The 23562-nt window shown below is 63.5% G+C and carries 19 protein-coding genes and 1 pseudogene; 13 read left to right on the top strand and 7 right to left on the bottom strand.

Annotated features, from left to right (window positions below):
* Window positions 1–61 precede the first annotated feature (61 nt).
* On the top strand, window positions 62–961 hold the full coding sequence (locus FSO04_RS32470) for a helix-turn-helix transcriptional regulator (RefSeq protein ID WP_154565681.1): 900 nt from the start codon (window positions 62–64) through the stop codon (window positions 959–961).
* Window positions 958–2862: a DUF3857 domain-containing transglutaminase family protein gene (locus FSO04_RS32475; protein ID WP_154565682.1), complete on the top strand. Its 1905-nt coding sequence runs from the start codon at window positions 958–960 to the stop codon at window positions 2860–2862. Before FSO04_RS32470 ends, FSO04_RS32475 begins: the two co-directional genes overlap by 4 nt.
* 95 nt (window positions 2863–2957) lie before the next feature.
* On the opposite strand, the gene FSO04_RS32480 is transcribed toward FSO04_RS32475, so the two are convergent.
* From FSO04_RS32480 to glgC, 5 genes are all read right to left on the bottom strand, one after another.
* The gene (locus tag FSO04_RS32480) at window positions 2958–4109 is read right to left on the bottom strand and encodes a branched-chain amino acid ABC transporter substrate-binding protein (RefSeq protein ID WP_154565683.1); all 1152 of its coding nucleotides are present in this window, start codon (window positions 4107–4109) and stop codon (window positions 2958–2960) included.
* Between the two features lie 547 nt (window positions 4110–4656).
* Complete coding sequence (locus FSO04_RS32485; RefSeq protein WP_154565684.1) at window positions 4657–5118, bottom strand: hypothetical protein; 462 nt, start codon at window positions 5116–5118, stop codon at window positions 4657–4659.
* A 204-nt stretch (window positions 5119–5322) separates the two neighbouring features.
* Entirely contained in the window at window positions 5323–6192 is an 870-nt protein-coding gene (pdxY, locus tag FSO04_RS32490) for a pyridoxal kinase PdxY (protein WP_154565685.1), read from the bottom strand.
* A 218-nt stretch (window positions 6193–6410) separates the two neighbouring features.
* Window positions 6411–7871: a glycogen synthase GlgA gene (glgA, locus tag FSO04_RS32495; protein WP_154565686.1), complete on the bottom strand. Its 1461-nt coding sequence runs from the start codon at window positions 7869–7871 to the stop codon at window positions 6411–6413.
* 106 nt (window positions 7872–7977) lie between these two features.
* Entirely contained in the window at window positions 7978–9243 is a 1266-nt protein-coding gene (gene glgC, locus FSO04_RS32500) for a glucose-1-phosphate adenylyltransferase (RefSeq protein ID WP_154565687.1), read from the bottom strand.
* A 462-nt stretch (window positions 9244–9705) separates the two neighbouring features.
* Between glgC and FSO04_RS32505 the strand changes: the two are divergent.
* Window positions 9706–10860, top strand: a pseudogene (locus tag FSO04_RS32505) (alpha/beta fold hydrolase).
* A 115-nt stretch (window positions 10861–10975) separates the two neighbouring features.
* Here FSO04_RS32505 and FSO04_RS32510 read toward each other — a convergent pair.
* A complete protein-coding gene (locus tag FSO04_RS32510) occupies window positions 10976–11971 on the bottom strand; it encodes an LLM class flavin-dependent oxidoreductase (protein ID WP_154565688.1) in 996 nt (331 codons plus the stop codon).
* Between the two features lie 1172 nt (window positions 11972–13143).
* Here FSO04_RS32510 and FSO04_RS32515 point away from each other — a divergent pair.
* From FSO04_RS32515 to FSO04_RS32535, 5 genes are read left to right on the top strand one after another with little or no spacing between them, the layout of a single operon-like run.
* Window positions 13144–14223: an LLM class flavin-dependent oxidoreductase gene (locus FSO04_RS32515; protein ID WP_168435926.1), complete on the top strand. Its 1080-nt coding sequence runs from the start codon at window positions 13144–13146 to the stop codon at window positions 14221–14223.
* Between the two features lie 11 nt (window positions 14224–14234).
* Window positions 14235–15242, top strand: coding sequence for a class II aldolase/adducin family protein (locus FSO04_RS32520; RefSeq protein ID WP_414693491.1), 1008 nt, complete (start codon window positions 14235–14237; stop codon window positions 15240–15242).
* A 12-nt stretch (window positions 15243–15254) separates the two neighbouring features.
* Entirely contained in the window at window positions 15255–16316 is a 1062-nt protein-coding gene (locus FSO04_RS32525; protein ID WP_154565689.1) for an ABC transporter substrate-binding protein, read from the top strand.
* Window positions 16317–16349: 33 nt separating this feature from the next.
* The gene (locus FSO04_RS32530; RefSeq protein WP_154565690.1) at window positions 16350–16958 is read left to right on the top strand and encodes a cysteine dioxygenase family protein; all 609 of its coding nucleotides are present in this window, start codon (window positions 16350–16352) and stop codon (window positions 16956–16958) included.
* Complete coding sequence (locus tag FSO04_RS32535) at window positions 16955–18556, top strand: rhodanese-related sulfurtransferase (RefSeq protein ID WP_154565691.1); 1602 nt, start codon at window positions 16955–16957, stop codon at window positions 18554–18556. The genes FSO04_RS32530 and FSO04_RS32535 overlap by 4 nt, the downstream gene beginning before the upstream one ends.
* Before the next feature lie 19 nt (window positions 18557–18575).
* Here FSO04_RS32535 and FSO04_RS32540 read toward each other — a convergent pair whose 3' ends face one another.
* Window positions 18576–19487, bottom strand: a complete 912-nt coding sequence (locus tag FSO04_RS32540) for a LysR family transcriptional regulator (protein WP_154565698.1) — start codon at window positions 19485–19487, stop codon at window positions 18576–18578.
* Between the two features lie 197 nt (window positions 19488–19684).
* On the opposite strand from FSO04_RS32540, the gene FSO04_RS32545 reads away from it, so the two are divergent.
* From FSO04_RS32545 to FSO04_RS32565, 5 genes are all read left to right on the top strand, one after another.
* Entirely contained in the window at window positions 19685–20671 is a 987-nt protein-coding gene (locus FSO04_RS32545; protein ID WP_154565692.1) for an ABC transporter substrate-binding protein, read from the top strand.
* A 22-nt stretch (window positions 20672–20693) separates the two neighbouring features.
* Complete coding sequence (locus tag FSO04_RS32550) at window positions 20694–21884, top strand: acyl-CoA dehydrogenase family protein (protein ID WP_154565693.1); 1191 nt, start codon at window positions 20694–20696, stop codon at window positions 21882–21884.
* Window positions 21885–22137: 253 nt separating this feature from the next.
* On the top strand, window positions 22138–22398 hold the full coding sequence (locus tag FSO04_RS32555) for a hypothetical protein (RefSeq protein WP_154565694.1): 261 nt from the start codon (window positions 22138–22140) through the stop codon (window positions 22396–22398).
* Between the two features lie 125 nt (window positions 22399–22523).
* Window positions 22524–23075, top strand: coding sequence for an outer membrane protein assembly factor BamE domain-containing protein (locus FSO04_RS32560; protein WP_168435927.1), 552 nt, complete (start codon window positions 22524–22526; stop codon window positions 23073–23075).
* 21 nt (window positions 23076–23096) lie between these two features.
* The coding region (locus tag FSO04_RS32565) for a patatin-like phospholipase family protein (protein WP_174825326.1) at window positions 23097–23562 on the top strand (466 nt) is incomplete at its 3' end.

The raw sequence follows: 23562 nt of genomic DNA on the forward strand, positions 1-23562 counted from the left end.
GCAAAACCGCGCCGGCCGCCGATGTGCTAAAACGACGATACGGACTCAGCCGAGGTGCATCTTGGGGAAAATTGCCGTCACTTTGCAGCAGGCGCTCGCGCAGCGCGCGCGGGAAGGCACGCGCGGCAGCACAAGCGCGCGTCCGCTGGCCCAAGGCGCGAGCTGGGATGTCGCGGACATCCTTTGCACCTTCGGCCCGCGCGACCAGCCGTTCGAGGAACGGCACGCGGGCGTGTGCATCGCGATGGTGGTCGCCGGTTCGTTCGGCTACCGGACCGCGACGGGACGCGCGTTGCTCACCCCCGGCGCGCTGTTGCTTGGCAATACGGGTGACTGCTTCGAATGCGGCCATCGGCATGCGCCCGGCGATCGCTGCATTGCCTTCCGCTATGCGCCGGCGTACTTCGAGCGGCTTGCTGCGGACGCGGGCATCGCGAGCGGCGATCTGAACTTCAGGCGCGCGCGCATTCCGTCGCTACCTTCGTTGTCGCCGCTGATCGCGCGGGCCTGTGCCGGCGCCCTGGATACGGGCGGCGCGGTGTGGGACGAACTCGCGGTCGAAGTGGCCGTCGCGACGCTCAAGGCGGCGGGTGCATTGAAGCGCGCGGAACCACCCGCAAGCGCCGCGGCCTGGTCGCGCGTGGCGCAGACGGTGCGCCTGATCGACGACACGCCAGGCGCCACGCATACGCTGACGAGCCTCGCTGCCGCGGCGGGCCTGAGCGAGTTCTACTTCCTGCGCACGTTCCAGCGCGTAACTGGCGTGACGCCGCATCAATATGTGCTGCGGGCGCGCTTGCGAGCAGCGGCGCTGCGCCTTGACGACGACAGCGCAAAGGTTGTCGATATCGCGCTCGATTGCGGCTTCAACGATCTGTCGAATTTCAATCACGCATTTCGCGCGGAGTTTGCGTCGAGTCCGCGTGCGTGGCGCGCGCGAGGCAGGGCGCGCCGCGCATGACGCGGTGGTTCGCGTTCGTGGCGCTGACCGCCGCGTTGGCGTTGGTTGCGTGTGCAACCAACGCGCTTGCTGAGGGCAGTGTTTTGAACACCTCCAGCACCTCGAACGACGACCTCTCCCCCTCGACGACAGAGCGCGACGTCCACCTCTTCGTGATCCAGAAAGACGGCTCCGTCGAAGAACATGACGACACGGTCCTGCGGGCCAACACGACGAGCGGCGTCGACGATATCGCGCAACGCTACGTGTGGTTCAACAAGGACATCGAGCAGGTGCAACTGTTGACCGCGGAAACGATCGACCCGAACGGCGTCGCGCATCCGGTCGGGCCTGAAGCGATCCGCGACGTGCAGGAACCCCGCTCGGCGGGCGCACCGAGTTTCGAAGACGGCGTGTTGCGCACGGTGATCTTTCCGGGCGTCGAACCCGGCTCGCGCGTGCATCTGGCGTTTCGCAAGACGCGCACGAAGCCTCTGCAGGCCGGCACGTTCGCGTACCTGGTCGAACCGACGCGCGAGCCTGTCGAGATGCAGCGCCTGATCTTCGACCTGCCCACCGACGTGCCGCTTTATGCCGATGCGCGCGGCTACGTCGCGCTGCCGCCGGTCACGGCAAACGGTCGCACCCGCTACGAGTTCGATTACCAGCACGGCCCGTATGCGCCGCTCGAAGCGGGCGCGGTGGGCTATGCGAACTGGGGCGACCGGCTGATGGTGTCGACCGTGCCGGACTTCGCGAGTTTCGCCGCGCGTTATCGCGGCCCTGCGGCCGACGCGACGATGAGCGACCCGGCCATCGTTCAACTCGCACGGAGCCTGACCGCAGAGGTGAGCGATCCGCGTGCGAAGGCACAGGTCCTGTTCGACTGGATGCGCCTGAATATTCGCTACGTTGCGCTGTTTCTCGGCGAGACGGCGGCGATCCCGCATAAGGCGATCGACATCCTGCACAACCGCTATGGCGACTGCAAGGACCACGTCGCGTTGTACGGCGCGTTTCTCGCCGCGGTCGGCATCCGCAGCGAGGCCGTCCTGCTCAATCTCGGGCCGTACTACAGTTTGCCAGCGGTGCCCGGCTACGGCGAAAGCGCGATCAATCATGCAATCGTCTGGATTCCTGATCTATCGCTATTTGCCGACACCACGGCAGGCGGCATGAGTTTTGGCTATTTGCCGCCGAGCGCGATGGATCGGCCCGTTTTGCTGGTCGACGAGGGCGTGTTGGCGCGCACGCCGGCCACCCAGTTGCGCGAGCGCACGGCGCGCCTGCAGATCGACGTCGACGAGAGCGGGGCGGCGAACTACGCTTATCGCGTGGAAGATGCCGGCTATACTGCGGAGCTCGAACGCAATATGTTTCGACGGGCAACGCGGCAGCGCACGCAACAGATTGCGGCGAATCGTCTATTGCTGACGGGCCTGCATGGCACAGCGCAGTTGCGCACGGGCGATCTGGTCTCGACCGATGGACCTTTTTCCACGTCGATGCAGGGACGGGTGGCACATTTTGTCTGGACCGATGGGACGACCGCTGTGCCGGCCCTGACGAGCTTGTCCGGCGGAATGGCCGGGCAGGTGCAGGCATGGCTGGCGGAGCCTGCGAGGACGCAGCCCTGGGCGTGCATCGGCGGGGAATTCGATGAAACGCTGGCGATGACACTGCCGAGGTTCGCCCGCGTGACGGATGTGCCGCCGGATGCCGCGGTGAAGGATCGTTTCTTCGAGTTTTCTTCTCGCTACGTGTTCGATCCTGCCGCGCGGGTCTTGCAGGTCAGGCGACACCTGCGAGCCGCGTTTGGCCATCAGATGTGCTCTGCCGATGAATTTGCCGGCGTGAAGGATGATCTGATCCGGATCGAACGGGATCTCGACGCCGAGGTGGTGTTGAAGGCGGTCAAGTAGCACGTACGGCATCGGCAGTGCCCACGGCAGCGGCGGTAAAGACGTACCGCCGCTGCCGCATGAACAACCACGCCGTCATGGGCAAAAAGAGACGCTTAACTTCCGCTCTTGGTCACGATAGGCACCCAGGTTCCGCTCTTGACCTGATACAGCGTGGAAGCGCCGCTTTTCAACGCCCCGGTGCTATCGAAAGAAATCTTCCCGGTCACGCCGTCGTAATCGAGTGTCTTGAGCACCGGCCGGTAGACCGCCGGCGAGGTGGATTTTGCCTGCTGCATCGCCTTGATCGCGGCCCATGCCCCGTCATACCCAAACGGCGCGTACGACAGGATATCCACTCCGAAGCGCTTCTTGAACTTCGCGGAGAAGTCCTTGCCGCCCGGCAATTGGGCCAACGGTCTGCCGTATTCCCAGGCCATCGCGCCTTCGGACGGATCGCCGGCGAGCTTGATGAAGTCCTGGTCCATCACGCCGCCACCCCCCACCAACTGCGCGTTCATCCCCAGTTGCTTCATCCGCTTCGCGAAGCCGGCCGCCTGCGTATCCAGGCCGCCGAAGAAAATCAGATCCGCATTGGTCGCCTTGATCTTGGTGATCTGCGTGCTGAAGTCCACCGCGTGATTGTCGGTGTATTCGCGCGTCACGATGGTCCCGCCATGCGCTTTCACCGCCTTCTCGAACTCGTCGGCCTCGCCTTGGCCGAACGCGGTGCGGTCGTCAATGATCGCAATGCGTTTGGCCTTCGTCACCTCGACGGCGTAGACGCCCGCGTTGCCGGCGTTTTGCGCATCGGTGGAAATCACCATGAAGGTGTTCGCGAAGCCTCGCCCGGTAATGATCGGATTGGTGGCGGCCGGGTCGATCACCGGAACACCGGCCTGTTCGTACACCTGCGAGGCAGGAATCGTCGTGCCCGAATTGAAGTGGCCCACGACCACGGATACCCCCGCGTCGACCAGCTTCTGCGCGGCCTGCACGCCGACGCGCGGGTCGGCCTGGTCGTCCTCGGAGACGAGCTGGAATTGCGCGACCTTGTCGCCGATCTTGATCTTCTGCGCGTTGGCTTCCTCGATGGCAAGCCGGACACCGTTCTCCAGATCCTTCCCGTAGCCGGCGTTGGCACCCGTCAGCGGCGCGGCGAAGCCGATCTTCACCGGCAGGTCGTCGGCGAAACTGGCCAGCGGCGCGATCGCGAAGGTAGCGCCAACGAACAGAGCAAGCGGTTTCAGCGTGTTGCGAAGACTCATGGTCTTTCTCTCCATCGACAGTTTCAGGTGTGAAAGCGGTAAGGCTGTAACACTGGATCGACGCGCAAGCATTGGTTTGACTTCGCATGGCGCGTCATCAAAGGTACGGATGATCGGTCACCATTAACAATGCTGGAATACGCCCATAGGAAATCCCCTTGGGGGCGTCCATGGAAGTCCTCCTGGGGACGCGCAGTGGCGTTCATATGCCCGTCAATCTGGCGCGAATATAGAAAGCCAATTTGCGACCGTCTTGGCAGTTCGCGGCGCTTTGAATGAGCATTTCGGCATAGCCCGCACAGCGCTTGGGCTGGCGGCCTGTCAGCGGCGGCGCGCGGGTGCGGATTGCGGCATATGCTTAAGAAACAGGGCGCGATATGCGGCCGAACAAACGGCGGGGATGCGGCCTGGAGATGGCGCTCGAGAAACCGGCGCGAGCGCGCCGGCCTTACTACCGTTGCACAGTCGCGGAAACAAACCTGCGCGGGCTCGCCGGAAAAACGACAGAAGCAAAAGAAGCAACTGACGGCGGGCTAAAACGACGCCCTCACTGCTCGCCTTGCTGGCGCAGCAACTCTTCACGCAGACGCAGGATGGGCGCCTTGGTTTCTTCGTCGGCCCAGGTGTCGAGATCGTCTATTGCGCGCTGGCAGCCGTCGAGCACCAGGTCGAGATCCACCGGCACGCCGTTGTTCAGCGCGAATTCGATAGTCTCGGCGAACTGCTGGCACTCGTCCTCGCCGTACGAAATGTCGAGGTTGTCGGCGATGATTTCGGCGATGTTGCTGCGCGCCTTGTCGTCGGGTGTCACCATTTCGACGATGCCGCGCGCCACCGCCGGCGAATAGAAAAGCGCGATGTCGAGCCACTGTGCGGGATCGAAGTCGGCCTGGTCGAACTGGTTCTCGAAGTACTCGATCGCTTCCTGCTCGTGCGCTTCGTCCGCGTCGACACTGATGCACAACTGCTCAAAAAATTCTTCCCGCTCGCTGCGGATATAACCGTCCATCAATGCCTCGTCTGCTGAATGCCGGATGCCGGATGCCCGGACGCCCCAAAAAATGCGCTGTGGGCGGGCGATTGCCTCGCCCACGCGGCACGCATTATAGGGCGACCGGCTGACAAGCGCGGGTCGCGTGCCGGGTGTGGGCTCGGCTAACAACTGATGCGGGGCGCACGGTTACGTGTTGAGCCGCGCCAAGGTGCCCCGCGCCTACGCCGTCTCCTCCGCCACCCAGGCATCGAACCATTCACGGGGCTGCGCGATTTCGTTCTGTGCGGCCACCAGTTCCAGTTCATAGCGCCCGGCCTGCCACGTCGCTTTGACCACCGCGTTCACCGCGGCCAGCGTGTGCTCGAAGGCGGCGCGGATCGAATCGCCCAGCAGCGTGCGCGCGACAAACACCGCGCTCGTCAGATCGCCGACGCCCACCGGCTGCCGCGCGAACGGGTAGAGCGGACGTTGCCCCATCCACGCTTCGCGCTCGGTGACGACCAGCATGTTGAAACGGTCGGCAGGGCTGTTGCGATCGAGTAGATGTTTGACCAGCATGAGCTTCGGCCCACGGGCGATGACCTCGCGGCACGCGGCCACCGCTTCTTCGAGCGTCTCGATCTCACGGCCCACGAGGCGTTGCAACTCGGTATGGTTCGGCGCCATGGCGTCAGCAACCGTCGGCATGGTGCGGACCAGAAATTCCTGGATGCCCGGCTCGACCTTGCAGCCGCTCGCGGCACCCATCACCGGATCGCAGAAGTACCACGCGCGCGGATTGGCGGCCTTCACGGCCTTGACGATCTCCAGCACCGCCTGCGCCTGCTCGGGTGTGCCCAGATAGCCGGACAGCACGGCGTCGCAGCGCGGCAGCATGCCGATCGCGCCGATCCCTTCGACGAGTTCTTCCATCTGCGATGCTTCGATCGCGCCGCCGGTCCAATGACCGTATTGCGTGTGGTTCGAAAACTGCACAGTATTGAGCGGCCAGACATTGACGCCGAGCCGCCGCATCGGGAATTCGGCCGCGCTATTGCCGGCGTGCCCGAAGACGACATGTGACTGGATGCTCAGAACGTTTTTCGTCATGGTGTGGCCCGCGCAAGATGTTTTGCGCGATCAATGAGAACGGACGGATAGCCGCGGTAACGAACCGGCTTTGACCGGGCGCCTGAAGCGGCGTGACTGTTTCAGATAGTGCAAGAAAAATGCGCGGTCTGCATAGTCAACTAACAATACATGAGTTTGTCACGCGCGAGTCGATCCGTCCCCGTGTTGTTGCGTCGAACCATCAAACGGGTGAGGGATCAGGCGAGTTCCCGATACAGCGCCAGATAGCGCTCGGCCGAGGCGCCCCAGCCGAAATCCTGATGCATCGCGCGACGTTGCGTGGCTTTCCACTCGGTGCGGCGGTCATAGAGCGCAAACGCGCGGCGGATCGCCGCCGCAAGGCCCTTCGGCTCGAATCGTTCGAATACAAAGCCCGTAGCGAGGTCGTCGGCGAGATTTTCGAGCGACGCGTCCACGACCGTGTCCGCGAGGCCGCCGACGCAATGCACGAGCGGCAGCGACCCGTAAGCCAGCGCATACAGTTGCGTGAGTCCGCAGGGCTCGAAGCGCGACGGCACCGCGATCACGTCGCTGCCCGCGACGATCGTATGCGCGAGTGTCTCGTCAAAACCCAGTTCGACTGCCACCGATTCCGGATGCGTATGCGCGACGCGTTTCAAACCATTTTCGAGCGCCGGGTCGCCGGTGCCGAACACCACTAGTTGGCCGCCGCGTTTGACAATTTCCGGCGCCGCCTCGAGCAGCAGGTCAAGGCCTTTCTGTTCGGTCAGCCGGCTCACCACGCCGAATAGCAAAGCGTCGCTTTTCTGCGCGAGGCCGAAGCGCTTTTGCAGCGCCTCCTTGCAGGCCAGTTTGCCGGCCAGACGGGTGGCTGTGTAGTGATCTTCGAGCAGTGCGTCGGTGGCGGGATTCCACACGGAATAGTCGACGCCGTTCAGGATGCCGCTCAGATCGTGCGAGCGATGACGCAGCAACCCGTCGAGCCCGCCGCCTTGGGCCAGTGTCTGGATTTCGCGGGCGTAGGTCGGGCTGACTGTGGTGATGCGGTCGCTGTAGTAGAGACCTGCCTTGAGAAACGACAACTGCCCATAGAATTCGACGCCGCGCATGTTGAAGAAGTCGTCCGGCAGCGCCAACTGGCCGAACTGATGCGCCGGAAAAACGCCCTGATACGCGAGGTTGTGCACCGTGAAGACGCTGCGCGCGAACGAGCGGCCGTGCTGCCGTTCAGCCGCCTTGAGGTAGGCGGGCGCGAGTCCGGCATGCCAGTCGTGCGCGTGGACGATCTGCGGCGCCCACGCCGGGTCGAGGTGCTGAGCCAGTTGGGCCGCGACCCAACCCAGCAGGGCGAAGCGTTGCGCATTGTCGCCGTACGGTACGTGTTCGTCGTTCAGATAGGGGTTGCCGGGCCGGTCGTACAGCGAGCCGGCGCGGATGACGTAGACGATCAGGCCGTTCGACGGCAGCGTGCCCTGTTCGAGCGTGACTCCCGGCGAGTCGAAACGGCGGCCTAGCTGCGCCACCGGACGCAGGTCGGCCAAGCCGGCGACCACCGCCGGAAAGCCGGGCAGCAGCACCCGCACGTCAGCGCCGCGCTCGATCAGCGCGGGCGGCAACGCGCCCGCGACGTCGGCGAGACCGCCCGTTTTGAGGAGGGGATACAGCTCGCTTGCGACGTGCAGGGCGCGAATCGTCATAGGCTCGGTCTCGTTCCTGTTAGTGCGGGTTTGCGGCAGGTCCAATTGAGCGGCAGGACGGGCGGCAGGCTCCGCCAGCCCGTTCGCTTTGCCGCTCCGGCGCGGATCACGTCCCCTTCTGCTGCAGCGCCTCGGGTGTGACCAGCACGACACCGTCGTCAGTGCGATAGAAGCGTTCGGCGTCGGCCACGGGATCTTCGCCGATCACCGTGCCGTCCGGAATGGTGCAGCCGCGGTCAATCACGACTTTCTGCAGCCGGCAGCTCGCGCCGACGGTGACCTGCGGCAACAAGACTGCCTCATTGATATTACAGAACGAACTCACTTTGACGTTCGACGACAACACCGAGCGCGAAATCTGCGAGCCGGAAATCACACAGCCGCCGCACACGATCAGATTGTTGCCGGTGCCTTGCAGGCCTTTCAGGTCGCGTACGAACTTGGCGGGCGGCAACTGTTCCTGATACGTCCAGATCGGCCAGTTGCGGTCGTACAGGTCGAGCGTCGGGATGGTGGAGGCAAGATCGAGGTTGGCTGCCCAGTAGGCGTCGATCGTGCCGACGTCGCGCCAGTACGGCTCCACGCTCGGGTCTGACGACACGCACGACATGCTGAACGGATGCGCGATCGCCGTGCCTTGCGTGACGACGCGCGGCAGGATGTCCTTGCCGAAGTCGTGATCGGTGTCGACGCTCGAGATGTTCTCTTCGAGCAGCGAATACAGGTAATCGGCGCTGAACACGTAGATGCCCATGCTGGCGAGCGCCGAATCCGGACGGCCCGGCATGGCGGGCGGATCGGCGGGTTTTTCGACGAAGCCGGTCACGCGGCGGTTTTCGTCGACGGCCATCACGCCGAAGGCCACGGCGTCCATGCGCGGCACCTCGATGCAGCCGACCGTGCAATCCGCGCCGCTTTCCGCGTGATCCGCGATCATGCGCGTGTAATCCATCTTGTAGATGTGGTCGCCCGCCAGCACCACCACGTATTTCGGCCGGATCGAGCGGATGATGTCGAGATTCTGGAACACGGCGTCCGCGGTGCCGCGGTACCAGTGGGCGCCTTCCACCCGCTGCTGGGCTGGCCAGAGGTCGATGAATTCGCCGAATTCACCACGCAGGAAGCCCCAGCCGCGCTGCAGGTGGCGCAGTAGCGAGTGCGCCTTGTATTGCGTGACCACCGCGATGCGGCGGATGCCGGAGTTCAGGCAATTGGAGAGCGCGAAGTCGATGATCCGGTATTTGCCGCCGAAGTGCACCGCTGGTTTGACGCGCTTGTTCGTGAGCGGCCCGAGCCGCGTGCCCCGTCCGCCCGCGAGGACGATGGCGAGGGTGGTGCGTTGCAGATCGTTCAGCCGTGCCGGAGTTTCCATGTCTGTCTCCTTTGTCGACAGGAGTTAGCGCTTTCACGCTTACTCCGGTCCCATGCAAGATAGTTGCTGATTAGTATGCCCCGGGTGGTCTTGTTCTCTCGCTCTGCGTTATTGATTCGTGCTGCCAGGCGGCTTTCGTCTTCGCGGGCCCGTCTGCTAGTTCTAGCACTGATTTGCCGCGGGCGAATAGTCTGAATTGTGCGGATGCAAGTCGCGCGGCCGCCTTGCGAACGATCAACCCTTGCGCAGGACGCATCCGTGCGCGAGGACACATAGGGCGCAAGGCGAGCCGCGGCAATATGCGTGCCACACCGGCCGGCGCCGCCCTGAGCCTGCGCGCGCGGCAGCAGAGTCCCGCGGCGCGTCGTAGAATCGTCCGCTCCGAACGGGGTGCGGGCGTTGCTTTCCAGCGCCCGCAGCCTACATGCTTCACGCCGATTTCCCTTTGCAAGAAAACGATCGATGAATTTTCGCCGCGAGTCTTTGTTCGCCATCTTGAGCGCCTGCGCGCTAGTCGCTGCGCCTGGAGCTTTCGCTGCCACGCCGGCCAGTGGGGCCGTTGCGGGGAGTGCGGCCAGTTCGGGGCGTTCGGGTGGTTCGGGTGGCTCTCTCACCCAGCCCGGTTCCGCGGCTACCAGCGCCACTCCGGCTGCGGCTGTCGATAACAGCGGTCCGGCGTACGGCCCCGAGTTGCAGGGCTTCAACTATCCGGCACCGGTCGAGCAATACGACTTCACCTCGCAAGGCGTGGCGCTGCACATGGCGTACATGGATATCACGCCGGACCATGCGAACGGCCGCACGGCCGTATTGCTGCACGGCAAGAACTTTTGTGCGGCGACGTGGGACGCGACCATTCATCGTCTGAGCGACGCCGGCTACCGGGTGATCGCGCCGGATCAGATCGGTTTTTGTAAATCGAGCAAGCCCGAGCACTACCAGTACAGTTTTCAGCAACTGGCGCGCAATACGCATGCGCTGCTCGAATCGCTTGGCGTGACTGACGCGACCGTGATCGGCCATTCGACCGGCGGCATGCTCGCGATCCGCTATGCGCTGATGTATCCACATGAAACGCAGCAACTGGTGTTGGTCAATCCGATCGGGCTAGAGGACTGGAAGGCGAAGGGCGTGCCTTCGCTATCGGTCGACCAATGATACGAGCGCGAACTGAAGACGACTGCGGACGGCATTCGCCGTTACGAGCAGACGACCTATTACGCCGGCCAGTGGCGCGCCGACTATGAGCCGTGGGTACAGATGCTGGCGGGGATGTACCGGGGCCCCGGCAAACAGATCGTGGCGTGGAATTCCGCGTTGCTGTACGACATGATTTACACGCAACCGGTGGTGTACGAACTGGGCCATCTGAGCATGCCGACGCTGCTGCTGATTGGTCAGAAGGACACGACCGCGATTGGCAAGGATGCGGCGCCGCCTGAGGTGCGCGCGAAGATCGGCCACTACCCCGAACTGGGCAAGGCCGCTGCGAAGGCGATTCCGCACGCTACGCTCGTCGAATTCGCCGACTTGGGGCACGCGCCGCAGATGCAGGACCCGCAGGCGTTTCATAAGGCGCTGCTCGATGGCCTGGCGGCGGTGCCGGCAAATCGGTGAGCATTGCGGCTGGGCAACCTGATGTTCGTGTACTCAGGGCAGCCAGCCAATCGACGAAAAAAGAAGGGCGGCCTGTGCTGATACACGCCGCCCTTTTTTATTACTGCCTGCGTTGTTACTTGCCGGCGCCTAACTCTTCACGCACTTGCGCGCCGATCTCAAACGAGCGCAGCCGTGCTTTGTGATCGTAGATTTGCGCGGTCAGCATCAATTCATCCGCACCGGTCTGATCGATGACCGACCGCAGTCCTTCGCGGACCGTATCGCGATCGCCGATCACGGAGCAGGCGAGCGAATGCGCGACGCCGTTCAACTCCATCTCGGACGCTTCGATCCGTTCGACCGGCGGCTGCAACTGACCGGGCGTGCCGCGCCGCAGGTTGACGAACTGCTGCTGCAGCGAGGAGAACAGACGTCGCGCTTCCTCGTTGCTATCGGCGGCGAACAGATTGACGCCGACCATGGCGTACGGTTTATCGAGCGTCGCCGACGGACGGAATTGCTCGCGATAGACCTTCAGCGCGGTGAACATGTGATCGGGTGCGAAGTGCGACGCGAACGCGAACGGCAGACCGAGTGCCGCAGCCAGTTGCGCGCTGTACAGCGACGAGCCGAGCAGCCAGAGCGGCACATGAAGGCCTGCGCCGGGGACTGCGCGAATACGCTGACCCGGCACGGGGTCGGCGAAATAGCGTTGCAACTCGACGACGTCGTCGGGAAACGACTCTGCGCTATTTTGCAGATCGCGGCGCAGCGCGCGGGCGGTGCTTTGATCGGTACCGGGTGCGCGGCCGAGGCCCAGGTCGATGCGATCCGGATAGAGCGACGCGAGGGTACCGAACTGTTCCGCGATGACGAGCGGAGCGTGGTTGGGCAGCATGACGCCGCCGGAGCCGACGCGGATTTTCTTCGTCCCACCGGCGACGTGGCCGATCACGACAGCGGTGGCTGCGCTGGCGATACCGGTCATGTTGTGGTGTTCTGCGAGCCAGAAGCGGCGGTAGTTCCAGTTTTCCGCGTGCTGGGCGAGATCCAATGTGTTTTTGAACGCGTCCGCGGGGGTGGCACCTGCGATGACCGGCGATAGGTCGAGGACCGAGAAGGGGATCATTTTCTGTTCATGTGATGTTTCGGGCGCTTTCGCGCGATGGGGCATTGTGGCAAAGGTTTTGGTTTTCTGCTGATCGTCCTGGGATGTCCACGTTCGTGGAAGGGGGTTATCGGTTTGTTGCCTCCGGCGGCGCTTTTTGTCTGTGTTCTTAGGGCGTTGGCCTTTCCTTGTTTTGTTAGTGGTCTATTAGCGTTGCCCCTGTGCGGGGCGGCACCTACTTCTCTTTGCCGGCTGCAAAGAGAAGTAGGCAAGAGAAAGCAGCTCAAACCGCTACTGCTAAGTGGGGCCCGTGGTCTGCCACGGGTAGTGGTGCATCTGGAATCTGGATTCGTGCCCCTGCATACGCCAGTGACAAGGGCGTCATACTTCCGGCGGCGCTGCGCGCGCCGAAGAGCAGTTCAAAAACCGATCCCTGCGTTTTGACGCCCACGTCTCGCCACCGGACCGTGGCTCGTCATTGCATCGCCACCGCCACCGCCACCGCCACCGCAGCCGCAGCCGTGACCGTGACCGTGACCGTGACGGTGACCGTGACCGTGACGGTGACGGTGATTGCGGGGCACCGACAAATCATTTGAGGTAGGGGTTCCCGGGTGAATGCAGAGGCGCGTCGCCGAGGCGAAGCCGACGGCCCTCACAGAGCTCAGCCGAAGCCCCTGGTTTCCCATGCACACCCGTCTGCGACGCACGTAGTGCGGAGTGGGAGCTGATGAATCCCTTGTCACTAACGCGGAATGTGCGAGAACACGGATTCCAGATGCACCACTACCCGTAGCAGACCACGGTACCCACTTAGTAGTAGCGGTTTGAGCTGCTTTCTCTTGCCTACTTCTCTTTGCAGCCGGCAAAGAGAAGTAGGTGCCGCCCCGCACAGGGGCAACGCTAATAGACCACTAACAAAACAAGGAAAGGCCAAAGCCCTAAGAACACTGACAAAAGCGCCGAGCAGGCAAACAAGATCAAGAAAATCCCAAAGCACTAAGCACACACAAAAAAAATCCCGGCGTAGCCAAACCCCCCATCTTTACATGCAATCCCGATATAGATATGTCCGATCAATATTTAACATCCGCATGTAGCGCTGCTACCTTAATCCCCTCGAACAGAGCACCGCATCCAATCAAGAAAGCCACCGCCCCGCCGGGCAAAAAACCACCTTGGGAGACACCACCGTGTCCATCGAATTCATCGGCATGATCCAGACCCGCAAGGTGTCCGAGACCCACGCCCCGCAAGGGCCAATCATCGACATCGACTACGTGGAGCAATTCGCCCGCGCTCACGAAGCCGCGGGCTTCGACCGCATCCTCGTGCCGCATCATTCGACGAGTCCCGACGCGCTCCTCACCGTCGCCCACGCGGCCAGCGTCACGAGCAAAGTGCATTTCATGCTCGCCCATCGCCCGGGCTTCGTCTCGCCCACGCTCGCCGCGCGCCAACTGGCAACCCTCGATCACTATTCCGGCGGCCGTCTCGCCGTCCACATCATCTCCGGTGGCGACGACGCCGAACAACGCCGCGATGGGGACTACCTGTCGCATGACGAACGCTATGCCCGCACCGACGAATACCTGCACATCCTGCGCCGCATCTGGACCGAAGCGAAACCCTTCGATCACAGCGGTCAGTACTACCGCTTCGAACAAGGCTTCTCCGAAGTGAAGCCGGTGCAGCAACCCCATATCCCCGTGTACTTCGGCGGCGCATCCGCGCCCGCGCTCGAAATCGCCGGACGTCATGCAGATGTCTACGCGCTTTGGGGCGAATCGAAGGCGCAAGTGCGCGAACAGGTCACCCGCGTGCGTGCCGAAGCCGCTAAACACGGCCGTAACGTGCGCTTTTCCGTATCGTTCCGGCCCATCCTCGCGGCTACCGAAGCAGCCGCGTGGGAACGCGCGGAGCACATCCTCGAGGAAACCCGGCGGCTGCGCGCGGCGCAAGGACTCGGCGTCGGCGGCCCGGCGCAAAGTGAAGGCGCGCGGCGGCTGCTCGCGGCATCGGGTCAGTCGGATCGCGTCGATGAACGTCTGTGGACCGGCGTCGCCAAGGAAATCGGCGGACGCTCGAATTCGACCGCGCTGGTCGGCACGCCGGAGCAGGTCGCCGAAACGCTGGCGGAGTATTACGCGCTCGGCGTGTCGACCTTCCTCGTGCGCGGCTTCGATCCGCTCGAAGACGCCGTCGACTATGGCCGCGAGCTGATTCCGGCCACTCGCGAACGGATCGCGCGCGTCGAACGCGTAGCCGCCTGAACGGAGCCACGATGACCGATCTGTCCGCCGCGTTGCAAAACACCTCGGAGCCGCACAGTACTAACGCGTTGCAAGGCACCCCAGAGCCGCAAAGCACTAACACGCTGCAAGACACCCCGGTGCCGCTAAGCACCAGCGCGTTGCAAGGCACCCCAGAGCCGCTAAGCAAGCACGCGCTGCAAGACGCTCCAGCTCGACAAAGTGCCCCCACGCTGCAAAACACCGCAGATACGCCTCCGCTCCAGCGTCACGCGCCGCTGCGCAAATTCTGGTTCGACGACGTCCCGCCGCGCGCCAGCATCGCGGCCGAACGTCGCTATCGGCAGGAACGGCTCGCCGTGGCGTTTCGCCTGTTCGCCCGCTATGGTTTCGATCAGGGTCTCGCCGGCCATATCACCGCGCGCGATCCGGAGTGGCCCGATCACTTCTGGGTCAATCCGTTTGGCAAGCACTTCAGCCGCATTCGTGTGTCCGATCTGCTGCTGGTGAATACAGAAGGGGAGATCGTGGTCGGCGAGGGCCCGGTGAATCAGGCGGCCTTCGCGATTCACGCGGCGATTCACGAGGCGCGCCCCGATGTAATCGCCGCCGCGCACACGCATTCGCTCTACGGCAAGGCATGGTCGACGCTCGGCCGCACGCTCGATCCGTTGACGCAGGACTCGTGCGCGTTCTATCAGGATCATGCCTTGTTCGACGATTTCCGCGGCGTGGTGCTCGATACCGATGAAGGTGCGCGCATCGCGGCGGCGCTAGGCGAACGCAAGGCGGTGATCCTGAAGAATCACGGCATCCTGACGGCGGGTCCGAGCGTCGAGGCGGCGGCCTGGTGGTATATCGCGCTCGATAACGCCTGCCATGCGCAATTGCTTGCCGAAGCCGCAGGCACACCACAAGCCATCCCGCACGACGTCGCCACGCTCACGCACGAGCAGGTCGGCCGCCCTGGCGGTGCGCTGTTTGCGTTCCAGAGCCTGCTGGAAGGGCTGGTCGAAGCCGAGCCTGACGTCCTTACCTGAGCACCCCATAAGATGACCCAACGTTTCGATTCGCCGGTTTCGCTCCGGCGCCGCTGGCTCGTGTCCGCGCTGCCGGCCGCGCTTTCAGCCTCATTTCTCGGCGCGGCAGGCACAGGTTTGATTTCGACAGCCGCCGCAGCAGCCACGCCGGCAGCAAGCGAGAAAACCGATCCGCCTGTCGATCTCAGCAAAGTCCGTTTGCGCGTCGCAACCTACAAAGGCGGCGACGCTACGTTGCTGAAAACCGCAGGCCTCGCGGACACGCCCTACACCATCGACTGGTCCGAATTCCAGTCCGGCAACGCGATGGTCGAGGCGATGAACGGCGGCTCGCTCGATATCGCCTCCGGCAGCGAAATCCCACCGATCTTCGCGCGGCTGCAGAACGCTCAGGTGCGCGTGATCGCCGTCTACAAGGACGACGTCAACAATCAGGTGGTGCTGGTCCCGAAGGGCTCGACGATCCGCTCGATCGCCGATCTGAAGGGCAAACGCGTCGGCTATCTGCGCGCCACCACGACGCACTACTACCTGCTGCGCATGCTCGAAGAGGCGGGGCTATCGTTCAGCGATATTCAGGCCACCTCGCTCGCGCCGCGCGACGGTTTCGCCGCTTTCAACGCCGGTTCGCTCGATGCCTGGGCGATCTACGGCTACAACGTGCCGCTTGCGATCTCTCAAGCTGGCGCGCGCGTGCTGAAAAACGCCAACGGCTATTTGTCCGGCAATTACCTGTACTACGGTCATCCGTCGGTACTCGCCGATCCGCAACGGCGGGCCGCGTCCGCGGATCTGCTGGTGCGGCTGCAACGCGCCTGCACGTGGTTCGGACAGCATCAGGACGCCTACGCGAAGGTATTGTCAGCGGAGTTGCGGGTGCCCGAGGAGGCGATCCGTTCGTTGTATCGCAACCAGAGCCAGGCGCGCCGCGTCACCGGCGTCACGGCGGCGGATATCGCCAGCGAGCAGCAGGTTGCCGATACGTTCGCGCGCGCCGCGGTCATCGACCGGCATGTCGACGTCGCACCGTTATGGACCGATACCTTCAACGCCGCGCTCGCCCGCGGTGCGTGACCGATTCAAGTCAACCCACATTCTGAACATTCGATGACTCAAGCTTTGAGACCGGACCGGCTGCGCGCGTTCGTCGGCCGGATTGCGTCACTCGTCGACGAGCGCGCGCCCGAAGCGCATCTGCTCGAAGCCGGCGGCGCCGCGCTGCACGAGCTGATCGCCCACGACGACTGGTTGCCCGACGCCTTCGCGCAGCCCGATCCCGAGCGCTATCAACAATTCCTGTTGCACGCGGATTCGCAGCAGCGTTTTTCAATCGTAAGTTTTGTATGGGGACCGGGCCAGTCGACGCCGGTTCATGACCACACGGTATGGGGTTTGATCGGTGTGTTGCGTGGTGCGGAAATTGCTCAGGGGTATCGCATCACGCCAAATGGCGCGCTGGAAGAAGAGGGGGCGGCAAAGCGCCTCGATGCCGGCGCGGTGGATGCTGTCTCGCCGCGCATCGGCGATATCCATCGTGTGAGTAATGCTTTTCACGATCGTACGTCGATCAGCATTCACGTGTACGGTGGAAATATTGGCGCGGTGACGCGTTCCGTCTATCCGGCCGGCGGAGGCCGAAAAACCTTTATCTCCGGCTACTCGAACGATGTGTTGCCGAATATCTGGAATGTTTCGAAGGAGTCCCTGATCTCATGAGTTTCGCTACAGAATTCCGTACCCGATCATTCAAAGACGTGCGCCGCGCACTGCTCGAGCGCGAGGAAATCGCGCTCGTCGACGTGCGTGAGGAGGATCCGCACGCGCGCAGTCATCCGCTGTTCGCTGCCAATCTGCCGCTCTCGCGGCTCGAACTGGAAGCGCCGGTCCGCTTGCCGCGCCGCGACGTGCCGGTCGTCCTGTTCGACGACGGCGAAGGGCTTGCCGAACGCGCCGCACGCCGGTTGAGCGAGCTGGGCTATACCAATGTCGCGCTGCTCGATGGCGGTCTGCAAGGCTGGCGCGAGGCGGGCGGTGAGCTGTTCCAGGACGTCAACGTGCCGAGCAAGGCATTCGGCGAACTGGTTGAAAGCGAGCGCCATACGCCGTCCCTCGGCGCGCCGCAAGTGCTGGCACTGCTCGATCATGAAGCCGATGTGGTGGTGCTCGACGCACGCCGCTTCGACGAATACCAGACCATGAATATTCCAGGCAGCATCAGCGTGCCAGGCGCGGAACTGGTGTTGCGCGCTCGGCAGCTCGCGCCGAATCCCGCCACGCGGATCATCGTCAATTGTGCGGGGCGCACGCGCAGCATTATCGGCGCGCAGTCGCTGATCAATGCGGGCGTGCCGAATCCGGTCGCGGCGCTCCGCAATGGCACCATCGGCTGGACGCTTGCGGGTCAGGCGCTCGCGCACGGCAGCTCACGCCGCTTCGAGCCGATTGCCGACGACACACTTCGCCTCGCCGCCGCCGATTCCGCGCGCGGGGTGGCGGATCGCGCCAAAGTAGGCCGCACGTCGCGTGACGAAGCGCGTCGCTGGGCCGACGAGGCGGTACGCACCGTCTATCGTTTCGACGTGCGTTCGCCGGAAGAATACGAAGCGGGCCACGTACCCGGTTTTCGCAATGCGCCGGGTGGTCAACTTGTGCAGGAGACCGACATGTTTGCGCCGGTGCGCGGCGCGCGCGTGATCCTCGCCGATAACGACGGCGTGCGCGCGAACATGACCGCGTCGTGGCTCGCGCAGATGAACGTCGAGGTGTATGTGGTGGACGGCCTGGGCAACGCGGACTTCAGCGAAAAGGGCGCCGCGCCCGCCGCGCGCTTTGCGCCCACGCCGCCTGCTGCCGATGAGATCACACCGGCCGGACTGGTGACGCTGCTGCAATCACCGGGCACCGTCGTGCTGGATTTCACGACCAGCGCGAACTATGTGAAGCGCCATATTCCGGGCGCATGGTTCGCGATTCGTGGGCAACTCGACGAAGCGTTGCGCAAGCTGCCGGATGCGCAGCGTTATGTGGTGACCTGCGGCAGCAGTCTGCTTGCGCGCTTTGCCGCGCCTGAGTTGGCGGCACTGACGGGCAAGCCGGTGCAGGTGCTGGCCGGCGGCACGAACGCGTGGATCGAAGCGGGCTTTGCCGTGGAGAGCGGTGAGACGCGGCTGGCGTCTCCGCGCATCGATCGGTATCGTCGTCCGTATGAGGGAACCGACAACGCGCGCGAAGCGATGAACGCCTATCTGGAGTGGGAGTACGGCCTCGTTGCTCAGCTTGGGCGCGATGGTACACACGGTTTTCGCGTGATCTGATGGGCAAGCGGCGCGTGGCTCAAGCCGCGCGCTGCGCTCGCGCTTCCTTGAATTGCCGCTCGATCGCCGCGCCGAAGCGCTCGACCGGCTGTTGCAATTTACCCAGCACGCGCGGATGCACGAGCCAGATGTCGATGAGTGGCTTGAAGTCGCTGATCGACACGATATCGAGTGCGTCCGCGTGAGCGCTGGCGTGCAGCAGCGGTAAGGGCACGAGGCCGAGACCGTTGCCGTCGGCGACCAGTTGCAATTGCAGTTCGGTGCCGAGCGTTTCCAGATTGAGCTTGAGCGCGAGTCCGAGACCTGTCAGCGTGCGTTGCAGGCCATCGCGAAAGCCGCATCCATCCGGATTCAACACCCACCCGATCGACTGGCATTCCGCCAGCGCGTGCGTGCGTTTTTTCAACATGCCTTTCTGCGCGACCACGGCCAGTTTGATGCGGCCAAGCGAGCGCGCCAACAAGATCTCGTCGAAGGTCTTGTTGCTCGGCAGCAGGATTGCGGCGGCGTCGAGTTCGCCCTGTTCGACGCGTTGCAGAAGCTGGCTGCCCCAACCGGTCGACGCACGCGCCTGCAGATCCGGATAAGCCGACTTGAGGCCGCGCATCGCATCGGTCAGCGCGATATCGGCAATGGTCTGCGCGACGCCGAGGCGCAGCGTGCCCACGGGCGGCGTGTCGGTGGCGACGATCTCGCGCAGCACGTCGAGTTCACGCTGGATCACGCGGCATTGTTCGTAGACGATGCGGCCCGTTGCCGTCGCCTTGAGCGGACGTGTATTGCGGTCGAGCAATTCGACGCCGAGCGCCTCTTCGAAATTCTGCAGACGGCGCGTGATCGCCGGCTGCGTGAGGCCGAGTGAGAGCGCCGCCTGTTGCAATGACTGACAGCGAATGACGGTGACGTAGGCGTCGATTTCGTCGATCTTCATGATGAGCGGTGACTTGATGAGTGCGCAGCGAGGCGCAAGATTCGTGCGTTCGATGATACCCGTATCGATGTGCGCGCACGCCTCACCGGGCAAGAAAATTCGCATATTTGCTTAGCAGAATAATGCGTTTGTCTTATACAGATGCGTGCCTTATCGTCGATAGCACATTATCTGAATGCCTCGACGTAATCGCCGCCATGACGACTTCTAGTTCTTCGTTCTCCGCTTCATCCGTCTTGCAACGCGCGTTGCTCAAACCACTCGGCGCGGCGGTGCTCGCACTGTGCGCGACGCTTTGCGCAACGCAGTCTTATGCAGCGGATCTACCCGTGCTCAAAGTCGGCGACCAGTCCTTGCAAACACGCGGCATTCTCGAAGCATCCGGACAACTCAAAGACCTGCCGTACAAGATCGAGTGGTTCAACTTTCCTGCCGCGCAACCGCTTGGCGAAGCGCTGAACGCCGGCGCGGTGGATGTCGGCGGACTGGGCGATGCGCCGCTCGTGTTCGCGCTCGCAGCCGGCGCGCGGGTACGTGCGGTCGCAGCGACTCGGTCGAATCCGCTGGATCTGGCGATCGTCGTCGGCGCGCAATCGCCGTTGAACGATGCAGCGAGCCTGAAGGGTAAACGTATCGCCACGACGCGTGGCTCGATCGGCCACTATCTCGCACTCGCCGCATTGAAGAAGGCCAATGTGCCGGTCAGCGACGTCACGTTCGTGTTCCTCGCACCCGCCGATGCGAAGGCGGCGCTGGCGTCGGGCAGTGTCGACGCATGGTCGGTGTGGGACCCGTACACGGCACTCGGCGAAGCGCGCGATCACGATCGCATCATCGCCAACGGCGTGGGCCTGTCCGAAGGGCTTAGCTATCAGGTTGCGACCGAACGTGCGATCGCGGACAAGCGCGCGCAACTCGCCGACTTCCTGCGACGCGTGGCGATCGGCCAGCGTTGGGCGCTTTCGCATCCCGATGAAGTGGCGGCGATGCAATCAAAAGTCACCGGTCTGCCGACCGATGTGCTGAAAACCGTCTATCAGCGCGGCCAGGTGCATCCGGTTGCGATCGACGACAGCGTCGTCAGCGCGCAGCAGCGCACTGCCGATACCTACGAAGCCGCCAACGTGATCCGTGCGCATCTCGACGTGCGGACGAGCTTCGATCGCAGCTTCCCGCTGCCTTGATGCGGCCTGCCGGAGTCCTCGCATGAATGCCCCGATTGCCGATAGCGCGGTGACACGCCGTCATCCACCGCTCGATAGCGCTGCGTTCGACGCACTGCTCGGGCGGCTCACGAGCGAGTTCGCTGCCGGTGCGGCTCACTACGACCGCACGGCCGAATTTCCTCACGCCAACCTGGCGCGCCTGCACGAATTCGATCTGCTCTCGCTGACGGTGCCCGCATTGCTTGGCGGCGCGGGTGCGAGCTTGCCGCAGGCCTTGAAGGTGGTGCGCGCAGTGGCGCGCGGCGAGCCGTCCACGGCACTGGTGCTGGTGATGCAATACCTGTTTCATCATCGCTTGCAGGGCAACCCGCATTGGCCTGTCGAACTGCGTGAACGTGTGGCGCGTGAAGCGGTACGCGATGGCGCATTGATCAACTCGCTGCGCGTCGAACCCGAGCTGGGCACGCCGGCACGCGGCGGCTTGCCGTCGACGCTTGCGAGGCGCAGTGCCGATGGCTGGATCATCGACGGCAGCAAGCTGTACTCGACCGGCAGCCCCGGCCTCACCTGGCTTGCGGTATGGGCGCGCAGCGACGAGACGCCGCCGCGCGTCGGCGTGTGGCTGGTACATCGGGACACCCCGGGCGTGCGAGTCGGCAGCGAGTGGAATCATCTTGGCATGCGCGCCACGGGCAGTCACGAGCTCGTGTTCGACAACGTGTTCGTACCGGCCGCTCATGCGGTTGACGTCCATCCGCCCGGCGAGCCGGGTGCGGGACTCGATGCACTCGGCTTCGCCTGGATGAGCGTGCTGTTGTCGGCGGTGTACGACGGCGTCGCACGGGCGGCGCGCGACTGGTTCGCGCAATGGGCCGCTGAACGCACACCTGGCAATCTCGGCGCGCCGCTCGCGAGCCTGCCCGCGTTTCAGCAGACGCTCGGCCGCATCGACGCGCTGCTGTTCAGCAATCGCGTGCTGCTCGACGCAAGCGTGCATGCTGAACGCGTGACACTCAACGAAGCGCCGCTCGTCAAATACATGGTGGCGAATCAGGCCATCGAGGCGGTGCAACTGGCCGTCGAGGCGAGCGGCAATCCCGGTCTGAGTCGTGACAATGCGCTCGAGCGCCACTATCGCGATGTGCTGTGCGCGCGGATTCATACGCCGCAGAACGACTCGGTGCTGCAGGGGGCAGGGCGTGCGGGTTTTGCCGCGTTTGTCCGCGCGTAGGGAGAACTGCGCGACCGCCACGCAAACCGGGTGCAGCGCCTGCGCAGCACACTGCAAATCCTCTGCCGATTCGGTGTAAACGCGCTCTCGTTTAAATCGGCCAATCCGTTTAGATTAGCTGCACTTGGAAGGCTTATCGAGGGACCAGGGCGGCCAAACAAGCAGCGGTCCGCCATTCCGGCGACGGCGCAAGGTCAGAGGTCAAGGTCTCTCACCGCTTCGCCCGGGACCGGACCGCTGCGCGTCGTCCGTGATGCTGCGTTTCAAGCGGCTGTTCAGCCGCTGTCTGTTTTCCGGTTTGACCATCGACCGACTTGGCGACGCTTTGCACAGCGTCGCCTTTTTGCTTGTGGCGACGGCTTTCTCGGGTTCACTGCGGATTTTCCGCCCTCTTGCCGCGCCTGTTGCGGCGCGATGTGCGACGTCTTCGCTGGTGGTTTTTCCTGTGGCTTTCCCCGGTTTTTTTCGCAACCTCGTCGCGCAATCGCATTCCACCGCAAACCACGCTGCATGACGACGGCCCACAGCCGCCTTGTTGCCTTCGCTCGCGGTTTTTTCCGCACGCGGTTATCCTGTAGTACGCCCTACACAAAAGGATGCGGGCGAATTGCCGCTTCGTGTCCGTACAGGAAACTCGCTGTGAGCCTCAAACTGCTTACTATCGCCATGCTGGCCGCGTGCGTTGCACTGACCGGTTGCGACGACCAACAGAGCGACCGCGCCGTGCAAAAACTCAAGGAATTCTTCAACGCCGTCAAGCCGGACGCGTTGCTACTCAAGAATATGACGCCGGGCATTACGACCGAAGCGCAGATCCGCGATCAGATGGGCAAGCCGGAAACCGAGCGCACGTTTACCGACGGTTCCAAGCGTTTCGAATATCCGCGTGGCCCGCAGGGGCTCAACACATACATGGTCGACATCGACCGTGACGGCAAATTGCAATCCATCACGCAGGTGCTGACCGCCGACAACTTCGGGAAGGTTCGCATCGGCATGACTGAAGACGAAGTGCGCCGCCTGCTCGGCAAGCCAGGCCAGACCGCCGTGTTTCCGCTCAAACCGGAAACCGTGTGGAGCTGGAAGTGGCGCGAGGGCGGCGTGACCGAAGAAGGCATTTTCAACGTGCACTTCGACCAATATCAGAAGGTGTACACGACATCGCGCTCGGACGTGATACGCGGGCGCTAGCCGATAAAAGGCGGGGAACACATGATAAATCGACGTCGATACAGCCGGATCGGGCTGGTGTTGGGGGGCGGTGCAGCACGTGGCTGGGCGCATATCGGTGCGATCCGCGCGTTGCACGACGCGGGCATCAAGCCGGATGTGGTGTGCGGCACGTCGATCGGTGCGCTGGTGGGTGCCGTGTATGCCAACGGCGATCTCGACTGGCTCGAAGAATGGGTTTCGAAGCTCACCTGGCAAACTGTGGTGAGGCTGCTCGATCTGCGTTTTTCGGGCGGCCTGCTGGGCGGGCGCAAGGTGATCCAGATATTCGCGGACAAATTCGCCGGCCGCTCGATCGCGCAATTGAACATGCCGTTTGCGGCGGTGGCCACCGAACTCGATTCGGGCCGCGAGAGCTGGTTGCAGGACGGCAGCGTGGTGGACGCGGTGCGCGCCTCGATTGCGATTCCGGGGATTTTCACGCCGGTGTTTCACAACGGCGTGTGGC

Origin of the sequence: Paraburkholderia madseniana, assembly GCF_009690905.1 — a bacterium.
GTDB classification, from domain to species: domain Bacteria; phylum Pseudomonadota; class Gammaproteobacteria; order Burkholderiales; family Burkholderiaceae; genus Paraburkholderia; species Paraburkholderia madseniana.

Bases quoted from the DNA above. Each gene is read 5' to 3' on its own strand.
- FSO04_RS32475 (WP_154565682.1), top strand. From the start codon at position 958: ATGACGCGGTGGTTCGCGTTCGTGGCGCTGACCGCCGCGTTGGCGTTG.
- FSO04_RS32480 (WP_154565683.1), bottom strand. From the start codon at position 4,109: ATGAGTCTTCGCAACACGCTGAAACCGCTTGCTCTGTTCGTTGGCGCT.
- FSO04_RS32485 (WP_154565684.1), bottom strand. From the start codon at position 5,118: ATGGACGGTTATATCCGCAGCGAGCGGGAAGAATTTTTTGAGCAGTTG.
- pdxY (WP_154565685.1), bottom strand. From the start codon at position 6,192: ATGACGAAAAACGTTCTGAGCATCCAGTCACATGTCGTCTTCGGGCAC.
- glgA (WP_154565686.1), bottom strand. From the start codon at position 7,871: ATGACGATTCGCGCCCTGCACGTCGCAAGCGAGCTGTATCCCCTCCTC.
- glgC (WP_154565687.1), bottom strand. From the start codon at position 9,243: ATGGAAACTCCGGCACGGCTGAACGATCTGCAACGCACCACCCTCGCC.
- FSO04_RS32510 (WP_154565688.1), bottom strand. From the start codon at position 11,971: ATGATCCCCTTCTCGGTCCTCGACCTATCGCCGGTCATCGCAGGTGCC.
- FSO04_RS32520 (WP_414693491.1), top strand. From the start codon at position 14,235: ATGACCGATCTGTCCGCCGCGTTGCAAAACACCTCGGAGCCGCACAGT.
- FSO04_RS32525 (WP_154565689.1), top strand. From the start codon at position 15,255: ATGACCCAACGTTTCGATTCGCCGGTTTCGCTCCGGCGCCGCTGGCTC.
- FSO04_RS32530 (WP_154565690.1), top strand. From the start codon at position 16,350: ATGACTCAAGCTTTGAGACCGGACCGGCTGCGCGCGTTCGTCGGCCGG.
- FSO04_RS32535 (WP_154565691.1), top strand. From the start codon at position 16,955: ATGAGTTTCGCTACAGAATTCCGTACCCGATCATTCAAAGACGTGCGC.
- FSO04_RS32540 (WP_154565698.1), bottom strand. From the start codon at position 19,487: ATGAAGATCGACGAAATCGACGCCTACGTCACCGTCATTCGCTGTCAG.
- FSO04_RS32545 (WP_154565692.1), top strand. From the start codon at position 19,685: ATGACGACTTCTAGTTCTTCGTTCTCCGCTTCATCCGTCTTGCAACGC.
- FSO04_RS32550 (WP_154565693.1), top strand. From the start codon at position 20,694: ATGAATGCCCCGATTGCCGATAGCGCGGTGACACGCCGTCATCCACCG.
- FSO04_RS32555 (WP_154565694.1), top strand. From the start codon at position 22,138: ATGCTGCGTTTCAAGCGGCTGTTCAGCCGCTGTCTGTTTTCCGGTTTG.